Source organism: Nitrosomonas sp. Nm84, from assembly GCF_003201565.1.
Lineage (GTDB): Bacteria > Pseudomonadota > Gammaproteobacteria > Burkholderiales > Nitrosomonadaceae > Nitrosomonas.
Genome location: NZ_QJJP01000014.1, coordinates 59,542 through 75,667 on the forward strand (window position 1 = coordinate 59,542; position 16,126 = coordinate 75,667).

The 16,126-nt window shown below is 47.2% G+C and carries 17 protein-coding genes; 6 read left to right on the plus strand and 11 right to left on the minus strand.

The window, feature by feature from the left end; genetic code table 11:
- Positions 1 to 272: 272 nt before the first annotated feature.
- The 7 genes from C8R34_RS16985 to C8R34_RS08830 all read right to left on the minus strand — a co-directional run bounded on the left by C8R34_RS16985 (position 273) and on the right by C8R34_RS08830 (position 6,324).
- Complete coding sequence (locus C8R34_RS16985) at positions 273 to 407, minus strand: hypothetical protein (RefSeq protein ID WP_258364434.1); 135 nt, start codon at positions 405 to 407, stop codon at positions 273 to 275.
- Positions 408 to 658: 251 nt separating this feature from the next.
- The gene (cysN, locus tag C8R34_RS08805) at positions 659 to 1,942 is read right to left on the minus strand and encodes a sulfate adenylyltransferase subunit CysN (RefSeq protein WP_110339907.1); all 1,284 of its coding nucleotides are present in this window, start codon (positions 1,940 to 1,942) and stop codon (positions 659 to 661) included.
- A 120-nt stretch (positions 1,943 to 2,062) separates the two neighbouring features.
- Positions 2,063 to 2,968 (minus strand): sulfate adenylyltransferase subunit CysD, encoded by a 906-nt coding sequence (gene cysD, locus C8R34_RS08810; protein ID WP_110339909.1) that lies wholly within the window; start codon positions 2,966 to 2,968, stop codon positions 2,063 to 2,065.
- Positions 2,969 to 3,055: 87 nt separating this feature from the next.
- Positions 3,056 to 3,754: a phosphoadenylyl-sulfate reductase gene (locus C8R34_RS08815; protein ID WP_110339911.1), complete on the minus strand. Its 699-nt coding sequence runs from the start codon at positions 3,752 to 3,754 to the stop codon at positions 3,056 to 3,058.
- A complete protein-coding gene (locus C8R34_RS08820) occupies positions 3,751 to 4,278 on the minus strand; it encodes a DUF934 domain-containing protein (RefSeq protein ID WP_110339955.1) in 528 nt (175 codons plus the stop codon). Before C8R34_RS08820 ends, C8R34_RS08815 begins: the two co-directional genes overlap by 4 nt.
- Before the next feature lie 5 nt (positions 4,279 to 4,283).
- Positions 4,284 to 6,026 carry a nitrite/sulfite reductase gene (locus tag C8R34_RS08825; RefSeq protein ID WP_110339913.1) on the minus strand — a complete coding sequence of 581 codons (1,743 nt, stop codon included), beginning with the start codon at positions 6,024 to 6,026 and terminating at the stop codon, positions 4,284 to 4,286.
- A gap of 67 nt (positions 6,027 to 6,093) precedes the next feature.
- Positions 6,094 to 6,324, minus strand: a complete 231-nt coding sequence (locus C8R34_RS08830) for a hypothetical protein (protein ID WP_110339915.1) — start codon at positions 6,322 to 6,324, stop codon at positions 6,094 to 6,096.
- 335 nt (positions 6,325 to 6,659) lie between these two features.
- Here C8R34_RS08830 and cysB point away from each other — a divergent pair, with 335 nt between their 5' ends.
- The 5 genes from cysB (at position 6,660) to C8R34_RS08860 (ending at position 10,474) form a co-directional block, all read left to right on the plus strand.
- The gene (gene cysB / locus C8R34_RS08835) at positions 6,660 to 7,610 is read left to right on the plus strand and encodes an HTH-type transcriptional regulator CysB (RefSeq protein ID WP_110339917.1); all 951 of its coding nucleotides are present in this window, start codon (positions 6,660 to 6,662) and stop codon (positions 7,608 to 7,610) included.
- 59 nt (positions 7,611 to 7,669) lie between these two features.
- A complete protein-coding gene (locus tag C8R34_RS08840) occupies positions 7,670 to 8,239 on the plus strand; it encodes a cytochrome c (RefSeq protein ID WP_110339957.1) in 570 nt (189 codons plus the stop codon).
- Positions 8,240 to 8,602: 363 nt separating this feature from the next.
- On the plus strand, positions 8,603 to 8,875 hold the full coding sequence (locus tag C8R34_RS16990) for a DUF3293 domain-containing protein (RefSeq protein WP_258364435.1): 273 nt from the start codon (positions 8,603 to 8,605) through the stop codon (positions 8,873 to 8,875).
- Between the two features lie 132 nt (positions 8,876 to 9,007).
- Positions 9,008 to 9,865 (plus strand): Tim44 domain-containing protein, encoded by an 858-nt coding sequence (locus C8R34_RS08855; protein WP_110339961.1) that lies wholly within the window; start codon positions 9,008 to 9,010, stop codon positions 9,863 to 9,865.
- Positions 9,866 to 9,970: 105 nt separating this feature from the next.
- Positions 9,971 to 10,474: a DUF2165 family protein gene (locus C8R34_RS08860; RefSeq protein WP_258364436.1), complete on the plus strand. Its 504-nt coding sequence runs from the start codon at positions 9,971 to 9,973 to the stop codon at positions 10,472 to 10,474.
- A gap of 32 nt (positions 10,475 to 10,506) precedes the next feature.
- Here the strand turns inward: C8R34_RS08860 and C8R34_RS08865 are convergent, their stop codons facing one another.
- The 4 genes from C8R34_RS08865 to C8R34_RS08880 all read right to left on the minus strand — a co-directional run bounded on the left by C8R34_RS08865 (position 10,507) and on the right by C8R34_RS08880 (position 14,577).
- Positions 10,507 to 10,914 (minus strand): heme-binding protein, encoded by a 408-nt coding sequence (locus C8R34_RS08865; RefSeq protein WP_110339921.1) that lies wholly within the window; start codon positions 10,912 to 10,914, stop codon positions 10,507 to 10,509.
- A 20-nt stretch (positions 10,915 to 10,934) separates the two neighbouring features.
- A complete protein-coding gene (epsC, locus tag C8R34_RS08870) occupies positions 10,935 to 11,885 on the minus strand; it encodes a serine O-acetyltransferase EpsC (protein WP_110339923.1) in 951 nt (316 codons plus the stop codon).
- The gene (cysK, locus tag C8R34_RS08875; protein WP_110339925.1) at positions 11,882 to 12,862 is read right to left on the minus strand and encodes a cysteine synthase A; all 981 of its coding nucleotides are present in this window, start codon (positions 12,860 to 12,862) and stop codon (positions 11,882 to 11,884) included. The genes epsC and cysK overlap by 4 nt, the downstream gene beginning before the upstream one ends.
- A 554-nt stretch (positions 12,863 to 13,416) precedes the next feature.
- Positions 13,417 to 14,577, minus strand: coding sequence for an NAD-dependent formate dehydrogenase (locus C8R34_RS08880; RefSeq protein WP_110339927.1), 1,161 nt, complete (start codon positions 14,575 to 14,577; stop codon positions 13,417 to 13,419).
- A gap of 414 nt (positions 14,578 to 14,991) precedes the next feature.
- On the opposite strand from C8R34_RS08880, the gene C8R34_RS08885 reads away from it, so the two are divergent.
- On the plus strand, positions 14,992 to 16,071 hold the full coding sequence (locus tag C8R34_RS08885; RefSeq protein WP_110339929.1) for a DUF389 domain-containing protein: 1,080 nt from the start codon (positions 14,992 to 14,994) through the stop codon (positions 16,069 to 16,071).
- The last annotated feature ends 55 nt before the right edge of the window (positions 16,072 to 16,126 follow it).

The following is a 16,126-nucleotide window of genomic DNA, read 5'->3' on the forward strand; positions in this document are numbered from 1 at the left end:
AAGAATTTAGTTAAGCGCTTACCTAACAACCACTAATTCGTCCAGGAGCATTCAATAAATAAATTACTACAGTACGTATTCTTTTCAGAGCCATTTAAAAGTGTATTAATCAATAAGTCGGGATTAATCGGTTCAGCTAAAAATCACTCATGCATGCATACTGATACAGGTCTCTATGATGTTGATCCGCATTGGCTGTTAACGCAACAATCTGACCAATGCACATTAGTTCGAATCATTTGCGTAGTCTCCAATGAGTATTTAAATATCCATTAATACACAATCAAAGACTCCTTACGCAGAAAATCCAGCACTTCCTTTCCGTGCTCCACAGCAACTATGATAGCACCTGAGTACTCCAGCATTTCTTTGGCAACTTGTTGATTCAGCTCATTGTCCTCAACCACTAAAATAGCAAATCCTTTAAGTTCCTCTGATCATTGCGCATTAAATCCATTTATTCATCGTATGATTAACTGTTTCCACTATACTTGCAATCCCGTATGCAATAAATCACAACAGATTCTTCTCACAAGTTCACTAACCGCAAGCACCAGCACCCTCCGCAGACATCAAACAATCTGTATCGCCGCTACGGTGTTAAAAACAGATACAACATGCGCATTCATCACACCTAAACTACAGCTTGGATTCTTATTCATTCCCTAGCTGCTGCAATCATCCCAGCCGCCACCGTATTGTTACTGCTTTCGTCGATAACGATAAAACATCCGGTTGCGCGATTGCGCTCGTAATCGTCACAAACCAGCGGCGCCTGTACTTTCAGTTCAATATGCGCGATATCGTTCATTTTCAAAGTATTCACTGTTTCATGGTTCATGGTATTGACATCGACACGATAATCGATCCGGCCGATGACGGCTTTCACCATGCGGGTTGACTGTTTGATCAGATACTTCCTGCTGGGATCCAGCGGCTGTTCGGAGAGCCAGCATAACATCGCATCAAATGCTTTAATAACCTGCGGTGAATCCCCCGCTTTCACCAGCATATCACCACGCGAAATGTCTATGTGATCGTCAATTGTCAGCGTGACCGATTGCGGGGCGGAAGCTTCGTCAACAGCACCCTCGTAAACCAAAATTTCTTTGATGCGCGAAGTCAATCCTGATGGCAGCAACGTGACGTCGTCGCCAACACGTATTGAACCCGACTCGATACGTCCCATATAACCACGAAAATCATGTAATTCCTTAGTTTGTGGCCGGCACACCCATTGCACAGGAAAACGAAAATCTTCACGATTGATATCGTCTTCGATCGATACGCTTTCTAATAGATTCATCAACGTGGAGCCTTGGTACCAGTTAAGATGATCACCGCGTTCAACCACCATATCCCCATTGAGTGCCGACATCGGAATATAGGTAATATTGCGCAGCTTGAGTTTCTCCGCAAACGTAGCGAAATCCTGACAAATTTTCTCAAAGACTGATTGCGAGTAATCCACCAGATCCATCTTGTTAACGGCCACCACCAGGTGCGGAATTCCCACCAAACTTGCCAGATAAGCATGACGGCGCGATTGCGTCAGCACGCCTTTGCGCGCATCGATCAGAATAATCGCCAGATTGGCCGTTGAAGCGCCGGTAACCATATTGCGCGTATATTGCTCATGCCCCGGCGTATCGGCAATAATAAATTTGCGCTTGGGCGTAGCGAAATACCGGTAGGCCACATCAATGGTTATGCCTTGTTCGCGCTCGGCTTGCAATCCGTCGGTGAGCAGTGATAGGTCCACACCTGCCATACCGCGCTTGCGCGTGGTATTGGAAATCGATGTCAGTTGATCTTCAAAAATAGACTTCGAGTCATGCAATAAACGACCGATCAAAGTACTTTTACCGTCATCCACACTCCCGGCAGTAATAAAGCGCAATAACCCGGCTTGATCAAACGAAATTTTTTCAATGATCGACATTTGGAAACCTTCTGGAAATTCTTGTTACCACAGAATATAGAAATAAATGATTAAAAGTTGATTGATCTGCCCGATTGAATGCGATGTTTCTCAGTCAAAACCGCCACAGATGCGCCAATGCTAGAAATATCCTTCTTTCTTGCGCAATTCCATCGACGCTTCCGATGTTTGATCATCCATGCGCGTAGCGCCGCGCTCAGTAATACGCGTCATCGCTGTCTCAGCAATGATTTCATCGATACTGGCTGCATTCGACTCCACCGGACAGGTACAACTCATATCGCCCACGGTACGAAAACGCACGGTAATGTGCTCAATTTTCTCGCCCGCCTGCGGTTGCACCAACTGTGAAACGGGCAACAAACCGGCTGCACGCCGGATCACATCACGCGTATGGGCGAAATAGATTTGCGGCACTTCCAGTTTTTCACGTGCGATATATTCCCAAACGTCCAATTCGGTCCAGTTACTGATCGGAAATACCCGGATATTCTCGCCAGGATGTGTGCGGGTATTATAAATATCCCATAATTCCGGGCGTTGATTCTTGGGATCCCACTGACCGAACTCATCGCGGAAAGAAAAAATTCGCTCTTTGGCACGCGCTTTTTCTTCATCCCGGCGCGCACCACCGATACACGCGTCGAATTTGAATTCCGCGATGGCATCCAATAGCGTTACCGATTGAAAAGCATTGCGGCTTTGATTCTCCGAGCGCAGCATCACTCTGCCCTTTTTGATCGAATCCTCCATGCTGCGCACAATCAATCGTTCGCCCAATTCATTGACGCGCCGATCGCGAAACGCGATCACCTCGGGAAAGTTGTGCTCCGTATCGATATGCATCAATGGAAAAGGAAAACGTCCGGGACGAAACGCTTTTTCAGCCAGACGCAACAAAACAATGGAATCTTTACCACCGGAGAACAGCAGAACAGGATTAGCACATTCCGCCGCAACTTCGCGCATGATATGTATCGCTTCACTTTCCAGTGCGTCCAGATGGGTAAAGGCATGACTACTCATTTTCTTCTTCTCAATCTACAAAAAATTAAGCACCCTGCAAACAGGATGCCTGCAAAAAACCACATGCAATACTGTGACCAATCACACCTATTTTAATGGAATCACTTTGCCGGTATGCAATCCACACTCCTTGTTTTCCGGCGCTTCCCACCACCAGCGACCGGAGCGAATATCCTCTCCGGGTGTAATCGCACGAGTGCAAGGTGCGCATCCGATACTCGGGTAAAACTTGTCATGCAGCTTGTTATAGGGCACTTCATACTGCTTGAGATATTCCCAGACTTCTGTGTTTGACCATTCCAGCAGCGGATTAACCTTTTGCATACGATTGCCCATATCATAGGCAGACACTTTCAAGTCCAATCGGGTAGATCCCTGTTCGTGCCGTATTCCCGTCACCCACGCGCGCTTACCCTGTAAAGCACGGCGCAACGGCTCCACTTTGCGGATATGGCAGCAGGACTTACGTAATTCAATGCTTTCATAGAAACCATTCACGCCATTTTCGGCGACATACGCTTCAACCTGTTTTACATTAGGAAAATAGATACGTAGCGGCGTCTTGTACCGCTCCCGCACTGTCTGCATCAAATCATAGGTTTCTTGCGGCAAGCGCCCGGTATCGAGACTAAACATATCAATAGCGAGGTGATACCGATCAATGATGTCTGTCAGCACCATATCTTCAGCCCCCAGACTGTTGGCAAACGTAACCGGTGCATGATCACGCACGGTTTCGGTCAGCACTGCAACGACCTGATCAACTTTTTGCTGCAGCGCGCTCATGTCATGTCTGCAGTCGAATTTACCTTGTGCTGTACCCGACGAAATAATGGCAGTTTCTGATCAAAAGAAGCTTGATAAACCTCGGAGAAATCACTCAATCCTTTTAACGCATCTTCAATGCTACGATCCGGACGCGGCGCAAAGGCATCAAACCCCACGCGCTGCATATAAAATAATTGATCGCGCAAGACATCGCCGATCGCCCGCAATTCTCCGGTATAACCCAGGCGCGCACGCAAATTATAAGCAATGGAATAACCCCGGCCATCCGAGAATTTCGGGAAATCAACCGCAATCACGGAAAATTTGTGCACATCGTCTTTCAAATCCTCCGGACGTTCGGCACTGGCCAACCATACGCCTATGTCATCACGTTGTTGTAATACATCGCGCTGCTGCAACCAAACTTGCAATGGCACGATCACTTTGCCTGCCGGAATCGTCACATTGTCTGCTGATTCCTGCTCACTTAAGCGCAGCACAACCCAGTCATCCGCAACAATTGCTTTATTTTTTATAATCATCACACTTAAAACCTTGGAGAATAATAAGGCACTGAATATTCCGCAGGCGCCACCACATGCTTGCCGGTAACTTCTTCTTCCTCAACCGCGAGATCGGTCGCGTACACGTACTCTTTAAAAGGCCCATGACCAATGCGGCGCACCGTATCAATAAAACGTTCAGCTTCCATACGTTCACGCAGATAAACCTGCAGCAGTCGGTCAATCACCTCCGGCACCTGATTAAACGTAAAGGATGGACCGATAATCTTGCCAATTGAGCTGTTGTTACCTTCAGCGCCACCCAGCGACACCTGATACCACTCATCATGGTCTTTCTTTTCAACACCGGTAATGCCGATATTGCCGATATGATGCTGCCCGCAAGCATTGACACACCCCGAGATATTCAGTGTTATCTCACCGATATCGTGCTGAAAATCCAGACTCTCAAAACGCTCGGCAATCAACTTTGCCAGCGGTATGGAGCGCGCATTGGCCAATGTGCAGAATTCCGCACCGGGACAGCTGATGATATCGGTCAATAACCCAATATTGGGCGCAGTCAGTTCGTATGCTGTCGCTTCTTGCCACAGACGAATCAAGTCTTTCTGCCGTACATCCGCCAACACCAGATTTTGTTGGTGCGTGATGCGTGATTCACCAAAGCTATAGCGATCCGCCAGATCTGCGATTGCTTCCATCTGTTCAGCCGTAGCATCGCCAGGAACAGTACCTGGCTTTTTCAACGACAAAACAACGATCGCGTAACCGGGAACACGGTGCGGCTTAACGTTACGTAACATCCAGTTGGAAAATGAGCGACTATCCGCCTTGAACTCATTCAAAGCGGGATCATGATCAGTCAGTGTTTCATAAGCCGGATCAGTAAAGAACGAGGCAACACGTTTGACTTCCTCAACAGTTAAAGTACCGGGGCCATCCTTGATATCCGCCCAATCCGCTTCAACCTGACGCCTAAACTCATCGATCCCCAAAGCTTTTACCAGAATCTTGATACGCGCTTTATATTTGTTATCTCGGCGGCCATATTGATTATAGATCCGCAAAATGGATTCGACATACGTCAAAATATGCTGCCACGGCACAAATTCACAAATCTCACTGCCGATGACAGGTGTGCGCCCCAGTCCTCCGCCTACCAGCACACGGAAGCCCACTTCACCTTGCGCATTTTTAGTGACCGCCAAGCCGATATCGTGCGCATAGATCGCAGCACGGTCTTCTTTTCCGCCACTGATGGCAATCTTGAATTTACGGGGCAAATAAGCAAATTCCGGATGAAAAGTACTCCATTGACGCAGAATCTCAGCATAAGGTCGCGGATCAACAACTTCGTCGCGCGCAACTCCTGCATACTCATCCGAGGTAATATTACGCACACAGTTGCCGGAAGTCTGAATGGCATGCATTTCGACAGAAGCAAGCTCCGTCAGAATATCAGGCGTATCTTCCAGCTTGAGCCAATTAAACTGGATATTCTGGCGTGTCGTGAAATGCCCGTAACCACGATCATATCTACGTGCAATGTGGGCAAACATGCGCATCTGTCTTGAAGATATGAAGCCATAAGGCACTGCGATACGTAACATGTAGCCATGTATCTGCATATACAAGCCATTTTGCAGCCGCAAAGGCAGAAATTCTTCTTCCGTCAGTTCACCGGAAAGACGCCGACGCACTTGATCACGATACTGTTCGACGCGTTCATCAACTATTTGCTGATCATATTCATCATAGCGATACATTCTTAATTTCCCCGCATATTCGTTCAAAGATGCTCAATAAAGTACGCACAATCAATTCAATGGGATCTCAGGATTCCGTCTGGGTATATTGCTTGGAAACAGGCAACAATAGCGCCGCATCCAATGGAAATTTGGCACCATATTTCATAATATGGTTCACATCATCGTCTTCATCGTGTCTTAACGCCATGCCGATATAGGCATGTTCACCGCTCTCACCCACCACAATACCGATACGTCCACCGCACCCATTAAACCATGTGACTTGCTTGGGCTTATTCTCAATATTTGTACTCATCAATCAATCCTTGTTTCATTAATGGGAAATTGCCGAAGCCTGTCAATGAATCAGCAGCCCACTATTCCAGCCACTTATCACCCTGACATACCGAACAAACAATTCCTTTGCCGTTGCCTTAAATTTTATTGCGCTACTGCTACGAATAACCTATAGCAATTTATAACAATTGAGTATTCTACCAAAAAACTAAACCGTAATTGTCTTATACGCATGAATGATAGATGAATCGAACATCCCATTTCGACTTATCGCATGATAACAACGCATCTCTATAATTCAAAATACTATTATGTTAGATTTATATAACTATTTATTATGAGCAGATGTGATTTATGAAACTACAGCAACTTCGCTATTTGTGCGAAACCGCCAACCAGAACATGAACCTATCCAAGGCAGCAATAAAACTGCACACTTCTCAACCGGCTATCAGCAAGCAAATTCAGCTGCTTGAAGACGAACTCGGTGTCGATATCTTTTTGCGCAATGGTAAACGTATCGTGCAGATAACCCCGCCCGGGCAGCTGATCATAAAAACCGCCACCCGGATGCTTCGCGATGCCGACAACCTAAAAAAAATTGCACAGGAATTTACCAATGAAGCGGACGGTACGCTCACTATCGCCACCACGCATACTCAAGCGCGCTATTCTTTACCGCCTGTGATTAAACGTTTCACCGCACGTTACCCAAAAATCAAACTCATCCTGCGGCAAGGCAGTCCGATGCAGATTTCTGCATTAGTCACCTCGGGCGAAGCGGATATTGCGATCGCCACCGAAGCCATTGAACAATTTCATGAATTGATCATGTTGCCTTGTTATCAATGGAACCGATGCGTCATTGTGCCGCCCAAACACCCGCTCCTGAAGTTGAAAAAACTCACCCTGGAAGCCATTAATCAATATCCCATCATCACTTATGATTTTGCTTTTACCGGCCGCTCAAAAATCAATCAGGCGTTTGCAGATCGCGGATTGGAACCCAATGTCGTACTGACCGCGATCGATTCCGACGTGATCAAAACTTACGTAGAATTGGGCTTGGGTGTAGGCATATTGGCCAACATGGCTTTTGACGCCAAACGCGACAAAAGCCTCAGATCCATAGACGCCAGCCATCTGTTTGAACCCAGCACAACACGCATCGGCATCAGTCGCAACAATTATATCCGTGGTTATATCTTTGACTTTATTGAAATGTTTGCACCGCATCTCAATCATGCCAGTATCCAGGCTAAGCTGGAAAGCGGTCGATATAGCGATTCAGAAAATGCAAATTGATTCCCTCCGGGATTGAAAGTACTATGATGCTGTATAAACCTTTCTATGAGAACAAAAAAATGAAAATAATCGTCAGCCTATTATCGGCGCTACTACTATTGATAATCATCGCCCTTGGATCAGGCGCTTACAATATAGCGGCGACGGAAAAACACTGGGGCATTACCGAAAAGATTATCGAATGGGTACGTGAGAGCTCGATCGAAGCGCACGCTAAAAATTTGCAAGTACCTGCTCTGGATGGCAAGGAATTGATCGCTGGCGGTGCCGAGCACTATAACGCCATGTGCACAATCTGCCATTTGGCTCCCGGTATGGAACCGACAGAGCTCTCAATCGGTTTGTATCCACAGGCGCCCATATTCCATCAACGTGAGCCGATCACCGACTCTGCCAAGAAATTGGAGCATGCCAGGGCATATTTCTGGGTGATAAAAAACGGCTTGAAAATGACCGCCATGCCGGCTTGGGGTCAGAGTCATGATGACGATGCCATTTGGGGGGTGGTAGCTTTTGTTCTCAAAATGGGCAAGATGACACCCGAGCAATATGAGAATTTCGTCAGTGCAACCAAAGGTCACGGCCATGGCCATGGAGAAGGTAGCCATGGACACGAGCACGAGCATTAACAGGCCGTTGAGAAACGTTTTCGAGGCAGCCGATACAAGGCAAAAACAGGCGAGAAAGCGCAGTTTATGCGTAATAAATGAGCATTTTGAGCCTGCTTTTAACACCGTAGCGGCAACGCAGATAGTTTTTCAACAGCCTGTTAACTTAAATAGCAGCGATTCAAGTCAACTTCATCATTAAATTGATTGTTATCGAATCAAAATACTTTGATTCCGTCGATTATTGAAAAAAATCTTATCGCAAGTTATCGCAATACCCATTATCAGATGGGTATTGGCTTACATTCAATTTGCTTACAAATTGATCAATATTCGAAATTCCTCGCAAAATTCCTAGTTGCATCAAAACAACCTTGCGCTGCAATGATCAGCGCATACAATCCATGCAGCCAGCTGCAAAGCAATGAAGACAATCTAGACGCACACGAATCCCTTAAGCATTGCCTGAGCCGTCATTCTTACCCAATGATAGAAAGCCTGAATATTGATCCAACCGGCATATGGCCGACAGAAAAAAGCTTTTTTGTGCCCGGGCTGGATCTGGATATTGCCAGGTCATTGGGACAGCAATTTAATCAGAATGCGATTGTATGGATCGGCAGTGATGCCATTCCTCGTTTAATCCTGTTGCGCTGAAAACAAGCAATCAAGCACTCGCTGCAACAGAAAAAACCATTCAGAACCCAACAGCAAAAAATTCATGATAGCTGCCAACGTAAACCCGATGTTATACTCGATGCCTTAACAACAGTTTGGGAGACAATTATGATGAAGAAAACACTCACCTTTCTGACTTTGGCTATCTTCAGTTTTGGATTGCTTGCTTTTGATGCAGAAGCAAAGCGCATAGGCGGCGGCAAAAACATCGGCACGCAACGTCAATCCCAACAGCAAGCTACACCGAGTCCTCAACAATCACCTGCCGCAACACCTAAAGCAGCACCCTCAAGCGGAAGCAAATGGGGCGGCGCATTGGCGGGTTTGGCTGCAGGCGGCTTACTGGCTGCTCTGTTTATGGGCGGCGCGTTTGAAAATATTAATATGATGGATATGGTAATTCTGGCGCTACTCATCGGCGCTGCATTCTTTATCTTCCGCATGCTGCGCAAACCCAAGGCTGAAGCAACGCCTTCCATGCAGTACTCGGGCATGAATACAAATACACAAGAGCGCTTTAATACGCCGCCGTTCACCGCGTCTGCAGAAGCTGCAACAACTGATAGCGGAACAGCCTATCGCCAGCCGAATATCCCGGCAGATTTTAAAGTGGAGCCCTTTATCCGCAACGCAAAAGCCTCGTTCATTCGCTTGCAGACCGCGCATGATCATGGCAATGTTGAGGAAATTCGTGACTACACCACACCGGAAATGTTCGCGGAAATTAGCACGCAGATTAACGAACGCGGCGACACGCAGCAAAAAACAGAAGTTCTGTTCATCGATGCCAATTTGCTGGAAGTAGAAACAACCCATGATCTGGCCATCGCCAGCGTGCGTTTCACCGGCCAATTGCGCGATGTACCCAACGGTGAACCGGAAGAATTTGATGAAATCTGGCACGTACAAAAAGATCTGAAAGACGCCAATGCCACTTGGTTGTTGGCTGGTATTCAGCAAGCTTCTTAGGTATAAACCGTCCGGCCGCGCTGGCCGGACATTCAACGCACCATCAAAACTTTCCAACCCATACAAATCTTTCGTATCAATTTATTGATTTAGTCGCATCAAATCATGAACACCATGTATACAAGATTATCAAAAGTTGTACTGGTCTGGTCTATTGCGCTGTTTGCTTCATTGGTAGCATTCAATAACATCACCGATTACGATTCAAATTTTGTTACCATCCAGCACGTCCTTACGATGGATACGACCTTTCCGGGTAACCAAGGGCTTTGGCGCGCCATTGAATCTCCGACTATCCATCATTTGATCTATGGTTTCATCATTGTTAACGAGATCGTCATTGCGGGACTTTGCGGATTAGGCGGCTGGCGTTTAGTTAAAAACATCAAGCGCCCGACAGCATTCAATCAAGCCAAAAGATTGGCAATACTGGGACTAACACTGGGCTTTCTGCTATGGTTCACAGGATTTATGACGATCGGTGGCGAATGGTTTCTGATGTGGCAATCGGAAGTTGCCAACAGACAACAAGCTGCATTCCGCTTGGTGATGATTATCGGCGTCGTTCTTGTCTATCTGACTCAGACAGACGAAGAAAAATATCCATAGGCACCACCACAATCCGTAAGCACTACGGAAGCTTACGCCAACAACGCATCGATCCCGGCTTGAGCGATCTGCGCATCCTGAAATGATCGTACGCCACTGACACCGATTGCGCCGACAAATTGATCGTTCACAACAATCGGCAATCCTCCTTCAATAGGCAATGTGCCGGGCAAATTCAGATAACGCAGTTGTCCTTGTGCAATATTTTCTTCCCATATTTTAGTCGGACGGCGGAATGCGATGGCAGCACGTGCTTTCTCAATCGCCACATTGATACTGCCGAATTGGGTATTGTCAAGACGCTGCAAGTACAGCAAGTGGCCGCCGTCATCCACAATTGCAATGACAACCTGCCATTCGTTGCACATAGCTTCCGCTTCCGCGCTGGCAACCATCTTCTTGGCATCATCCAGTGTGAGCATTATTTTGTTAACCGTCATAACCGCCTCTAAAAAATAAATTAAATCCCGGCACCACCCTCGAACACTTCATGACGCATCTGTGCCTGCGAAATATTGCTGCCCGGCGGCACGCTGCGCGTCAACCACACATTGCCGCCAATCGTCGAACCTCGACCGATGGTAATACGCCCCAATATCGTCGCACCTGCGTAGATCACCACATCATCCTCAACAATCGGGTGACGCAAATTACCCTTCACCAGAGCGCCGTTCTCATCCACCGGAAAACGCTTCGCGCCCAGCGTGACCGCCTGATACAGACGGACATTCTGACCGATAACCGCAGTTTCCCCAATCACCACGCCGGTGCCGTGATCAATAAAAAAACTACCGCCAATCTGCGCGCCCGGATGGATTTCCACACCCGTTTGCGAATGGGCGATCTCCGAAATCATGCGTGCAATTAACGGCACTCCCAGCCCGTGCAACACATGCGCCAGCCGGTAGTACATAATCGCCATGATACCGGGATAACAAACCAGCACTTCATCGATATTCCGCGCTGCCGGATCACCTTCATACGCTGCTTCGATGTCACTCTCCAGCAGACCCCGAACATTCGGCAGCCGTTTGGCAAATGCCTGTGTAATCGCCGCTGACTGTTCACGATCTTCATTACTAAGAATTTCGATACCGGAGTTATAATGCAATTCATGCTGAATTTGCATCATCATTTCCCGCAGCGTCATATTCAGCGTATGTCCCACGTAATGATCAACACCTTCATCGGCCAGTTCCGGCGAACCCAATCGATTAGGGAACAAGGCGGCGCACAAGCCTTCCGTAACGCTTGCCAAAATCCTTCGTGACGGTAACCGCGGTGGATTATCATACCGGTTCCGGCGTTCCAGCGAAGCCCTGCGCAGAGTACGCAATTCAGCAACAATGCTGTCCACATCCAGATGCGTCGTGCGCAGTAAAGTATCGCGCGTTCTTTTAGTATTGTTCACAGCGCAATCAAACCCTGTTCATCAAACATACCCTCAAACAGAACGCTGCTCAGATAACGTTCCGCGGAATCCGGCAAAATGACCACGATGGTTTTTCCGGCATTCTCCGGTCGTTTGGCGTGGCGTACCGCCGCCACTACCGCAGCACCGCAGGAAATACCGGCCAGAATCCCCTCTTCCCGCGCCAGCCGCCGCGCATACAATATCGCTTCTTCATTACTAACCTGCTCGATCACATCAACCAAGGAAAGATCCAGATTATCCGGTATAAAACCCGCACCAATGCCTTGGATCTTATGTGGCCCGGGCGCCAATGACGTCCCCGCGCGCTTTTGCGACATTACCGGACTGGCGGTTGGTTCAACCGCCACCGTGGTAATCGCCTTGCCTTTGATTTGTTTGATATAGCGGGAAACACCCGTAATCGTTCCGCCTGTTCCTACGCCTGCGACAAAAATATCGACGGCGCCATCGGTATCATTCCATATTTCCGGCCCGGTGGTTTTTTCATGAATTGCGGGATTAGCCGGATTCCTGAACTGCTGCAGCAACACGTAGCGGCCCGGATCTGAAGCCACAATTTCTTCCGCCTTGGCCAAAGCACCATTCATGCCACGCGCACCTTCCGTCAATTCCAGCTTGGCACCCAATGCAATCAGCAATTTGCGCCGCTCCACACTCATCGTCTCCGGCATCGTCAAAGTCAGCGGAATCCCCCTTGCTGCCGCCACAAAAGCCAATGCAATACCGGTATTGCCACTGGTCGGCTCGACAATTTCTTTTCCAGGCCCCAGCAATCCCCGCTGCTGCGCATCATCAATCATCGCCACACCAATGCGGCACTTCACCGAGTACGCCGGATTACGCCCTTCTATTTTTGCCAAAACCAGCGCCGATGCACCATCGGTCACCCGATTAAGGCGCACTAAAGGCGTATTTCCAACCGACAACGAGTAATCTTCAAACCAATTTGCCATGAATTTTCCTTTTTTACTGTCTGTTACAGCGCAGCCTCACAAGCCGCTGAAAATGTATCCGAAGCAGTCGATGCAAAGCAAAAACAGGCGAAAAAGCGCAGTTTATGTATGATAAACGAGCATCTTGAGCCTGTTTTTAACACTGTAGCGGCAGCGCAGATAGTTTTTCAGCGGTCTACCAAGCCCGCAGTGCCATGTGAACTTAAAGATTCACTATAGCGCATTCATTCCTAAGCGGAAAGTACATATCAGGTTATTTCAGCAATTCAGGTGGCTTAAATTTCACCATGGCACTTGAAGAAGATGATAGGAGTCAATATCTGATCGGCATCTTCATTGAATCGCTCGGTAATGGTTTACGGAAATGCATGCCGGTAACATAAGTGCCGTTGCCAGCTTCGTGGAACCATCCTCTTTGAACAAACACATTACGTTCTATTTAAAGGGGAAGGAATATGACTGACGCAAAACTACAAACCTGCATACACTGCGCCAAGCACTAAGAGACGTGCTCGCCAGGTGTGAAAGCCCTCGCGACATAAGGCGGACACATATCAAGTTAGTTTGTAGGATTTTGCTCCTGTTCCAGCAAGCTCTCCGTTCTTAACAATGAGGTATTCCTCGCGGATGGATGTGCCATCGAAATAGGATTCCAGTATTTCCAATGTACCCGCCGCATAGCGTGCTTGAGCGGAAAGCGAAGTACCAGACATATGCGGAGTCATGCCATTGAAAGGCATAGTCCGCCACGGATGATCTGAAGGCGCCGGCTGGGGAAACCAGACATCGCCAGCGTAGCCCGCGAGTTGACCGGACTCAAGCGCCCTTACAACGGCATCACGCTCAACCAGCTTACCGCGAGCACAATTAATAAGGTAGGCACCACGTTTCATTTTAGCAAACATCTCGTCATTGAAAAAATGCTCGGTTGAGGGATAGAGCGGCATTTGAAGATTAACGATATCGACTGCGCGTACGAGCGATTCTGCATCGGGATGATACGTAAGTCCCAGTTCCTTCTCCACCTCCGGATTAAGACGATGAACGTCGGTATAATGCAAGTTCAAGTCGAAAGGTTTTAGTCTACGCAGTACAGCCAAACCAATTCTGCCTGCCGCAATCGCACCAAAGTGCATACCTTCAATATCGTAGCTGCGGGAAACGCAATCCGCGATATCCCAACCGCCACGAATGGCAATCTCATGCGATGGCAAATAATTGCGTGCGAGCGATAAAACCATCATCACCACATGCTCTGCCACGCTGATACTGTTTGATCCGGTTACTTCGGCGACGGTGATACCAGCACGAGCTGCAGCCTCGAGATCGACATGGTCGGAGCCGATACCCGCAGTAATCGCTATTTTCAATTTTGTTGCCTTAGCGATGCGTTCTTTTGTCAAATATGCAGGCCAGAACGGTTGCGAAATGACGACTTCCGCTTCGGGAAGAAACTTTTCAAACTCCGAGTCCGGGCCATCCTTATCACTAATCACGATGAGTTCGTGGCCATGTCCCTCTGCATAGTTGCGAAGGCCGAGTGCGCCAGAAACTGATCCTAAGAGTTCACCTGGCTTGAATCCTAGCGACCCTTTCGGTGTCGGGGCAGTTTGCCCATTGGCATAATGTGTAATTACGGGAATAGTATCGCGAGAGTATTTAGGTGGATATCCGGTTTCCGGATCGGGATAAAGTACACATAAAATCTTTGCCATTTGACCACCACTCCTTTTAAAAATTAACTTTAGACTCAATGGCTTTTACAGCATTCTTGCTACGGTCATTCTTCTTAACTTGAAAAACGAGACCCAGTTTATCTTAAGTCGTGACACGGATTCAACTGATATAATACGAGAGAGAGAGAGAAATAATAACTGTACCTCGTTAGCACAGATTGGACAAAAAAACTGATTGCTAAAAGCTAGTTCGACGGGCTTTATTGCACTATTACTTTGACACTTCGATACCGCGCAGTGCAGTGGCCGCGCCCACCCCATTATTTTTGTTTTGCGATTACCGTGGAATTTAGTGTGCCTCAGTGTTGCATACTCATTCCATTATTTACAAATACCTCTAAAAAACCTTCGGTTGTTGTATAAATTGATTTATTATTGCAAATAATATAACTAATGAAGAATTCTATCGTGCAAGAAAATAATTCAACCTTATCAGCGGGCGAAGCTCTAGATATACGCAAAGCTATCGTAATTGATGCACAGTTTGACCAGCCTTATATCATTATGAACGCCCTGGCAGGAATTATTGCAAGCTATGCATTACTGGCAGGCAGCGTATCGGGTGTGATTGGTGCCATGCTAGTCGCTATGTTGTTAGGCCCCATTGCCGGTTTGTCGCTATCACTGGTTGATGGAGATTACGCATTATTTAAGAAATCTTCATTATCGTTGGCTGGTGGTGTAGGTATTGTTGCGCTATGCGCTTTTGTTATTGGCATGATCCATTACGACATGCCAATAAGCAGTGAGATGCTGGCAAGAACCAATCCCAATTATTTAGACTTAATGATCGCACTCGCTGGTGGTGCTGTCGGAGCGTATGCGGTGATTTCTCCGCGCATTCCCAACGCGATTGTCGGTGTTGCAATTGCAACCGCTCTGGTTCCACCATTATGTACCGGAATGATTTTTATCGCCCGTGGTGATTGGGAACATGCATTTGGAGCTTATTTGCTGACCGGCACTAATATCATCGCAATTCAATTTTCCTCATCTATTGTGCTGTGGCTATGTGGTTTCCATAAGGTTGTTGACCGCTTCTATAGCAACAACAAAGTCATCTGGCTCAATGGCATCACTATTTTGCTATTAATTCTATTGTTTGTAACGCTCGGCACCAACACCAAATTACTGGTTGACAGTATTACCTTTGAAACAAAGATTCGTAATGTATTGGCGAGAGAAATGCGCTCGTATCCTGGCGCGTATGTAAGTGAAACACGGATTGCTATGGAATCTGGAAAAACGATTATCCGTGCTGTGATACGAAGCCCTAACAGTTTTTCCGCCGAGGATGTGGCCAAAATTGAGTCTAAATTGCCCGATTCACCGAATCATGCGCCGATCGAACTGCGCTTGCGCCATGTCGCAGTGGAAGTTATCACAAAAAATGGTGTAGTTAATGATGCTGAGATGTCTCAGATGGCTAAAATGAATGATGAGAGCAAGCACCTTTTCTTTACATTTCGATAAAAAATGATGGGTGAATATAATCCGTCCGATTTGAACAATCGATAGTGTTTTAGTT

Coding starts and splice junctions, on each gene's coding strand:
- cysN (WP_110339907.1), bottom strand. CDS start 1,942: ATGTCGATCATTGAAAAAATTTCGTTTGATCAAGCCGGGTTATTGCGC.
- cysD (WP_110339909.1), bottom strand. CDS start 2,968: ATGAGTAGTCATGCCTTTACCCATCTGGACGCACTGGAAAGTGAAGCG.
- C8R34_RS08815 (WP_110339911.1), bottom strand. CDS start 3,754: ATGAGCGCGCTGCAGCAAAAAGTTGATCAGGTCGTTGCAGTGCTGACC.
- C8R34_RS08820 (WP_110339955.1), bottom strand. CDS start 4,278: ATGATTATAAAAAATAAAGCAATTGTTGCGGATGACTGGGTTGTGCTG.
- C8R34_RS08825 (WP_110339913.1), bottom strand. CDS start 6,026: ATGTATCGCTATGATGAATATGATCAGCAAATAGTTGATGAACGCGTC.
- C8R34_RS08830 (WP_110339915.1), bottom strand. CDS start 6,324: ATGAGTACAAATATTGAGAATAAGCCCAAGCAAGTCACATGGTTTAAT.
- cysB (WP_110339917.1), top strand. CDS start 6,660: ATGAAACTACAGCAACTTCGCTATTTGTGCGAAACCGCCAACCAGAAC.
- C8R34_RS08840 (WP_110339957.1), top strand. CDS start 7,670: ATGAAAATAATCGTCAGCCTATTATCGGCGCTACTACTATTGATAATC.
- C8R34_RS16990 (WP_258364435.1), top strand. CDS start 8,603: ATGATCAGCGCATACAATCCATGCAGCCAGCTGCAAAGCAATGAAGAC.
- C8R34_RS08855 (WP_110339961.1), top strand. CDS start 9,008: ATGAAGAAAACACTCACCTTTCTGACTTTGGCTATCTTCAGTTTTGGA.
- C8R34_RS08860 (WP_258364436.1), top strand. CDS start 9,971: ATGAACACCATGTATACAAGATTATCAAAAGTTGTACTGGTCTGGTCT.
- C8R34_RS08865 (WP_110339921.1), bottom strand. CDS start 10,914: ATGACGGTTAACAAAATAATGCTCACACTGGATGATGCCAAGAAGATG.
- cysK (WP_110339925.1), bottom strand. CDS start 12,862: ATGGCAAATTGGTTTGAAGATTACTCGTTGTCGGTTGGAAATACGCCT.
- C8R34_RS08880 (WP_110339927.1), bottom strand. CDS start 14,577: ATGGCAAAGATTTTATGTGTACTTTATCCCGATCCGGAAACCGGATAT.
- C8R34_RS08885 (WP_110339929.1), top strand. CDS start 14,992: ATGAAGAATTCTATCGTGCAAGAAAATAATTCAACCTTATCAGCGGGC.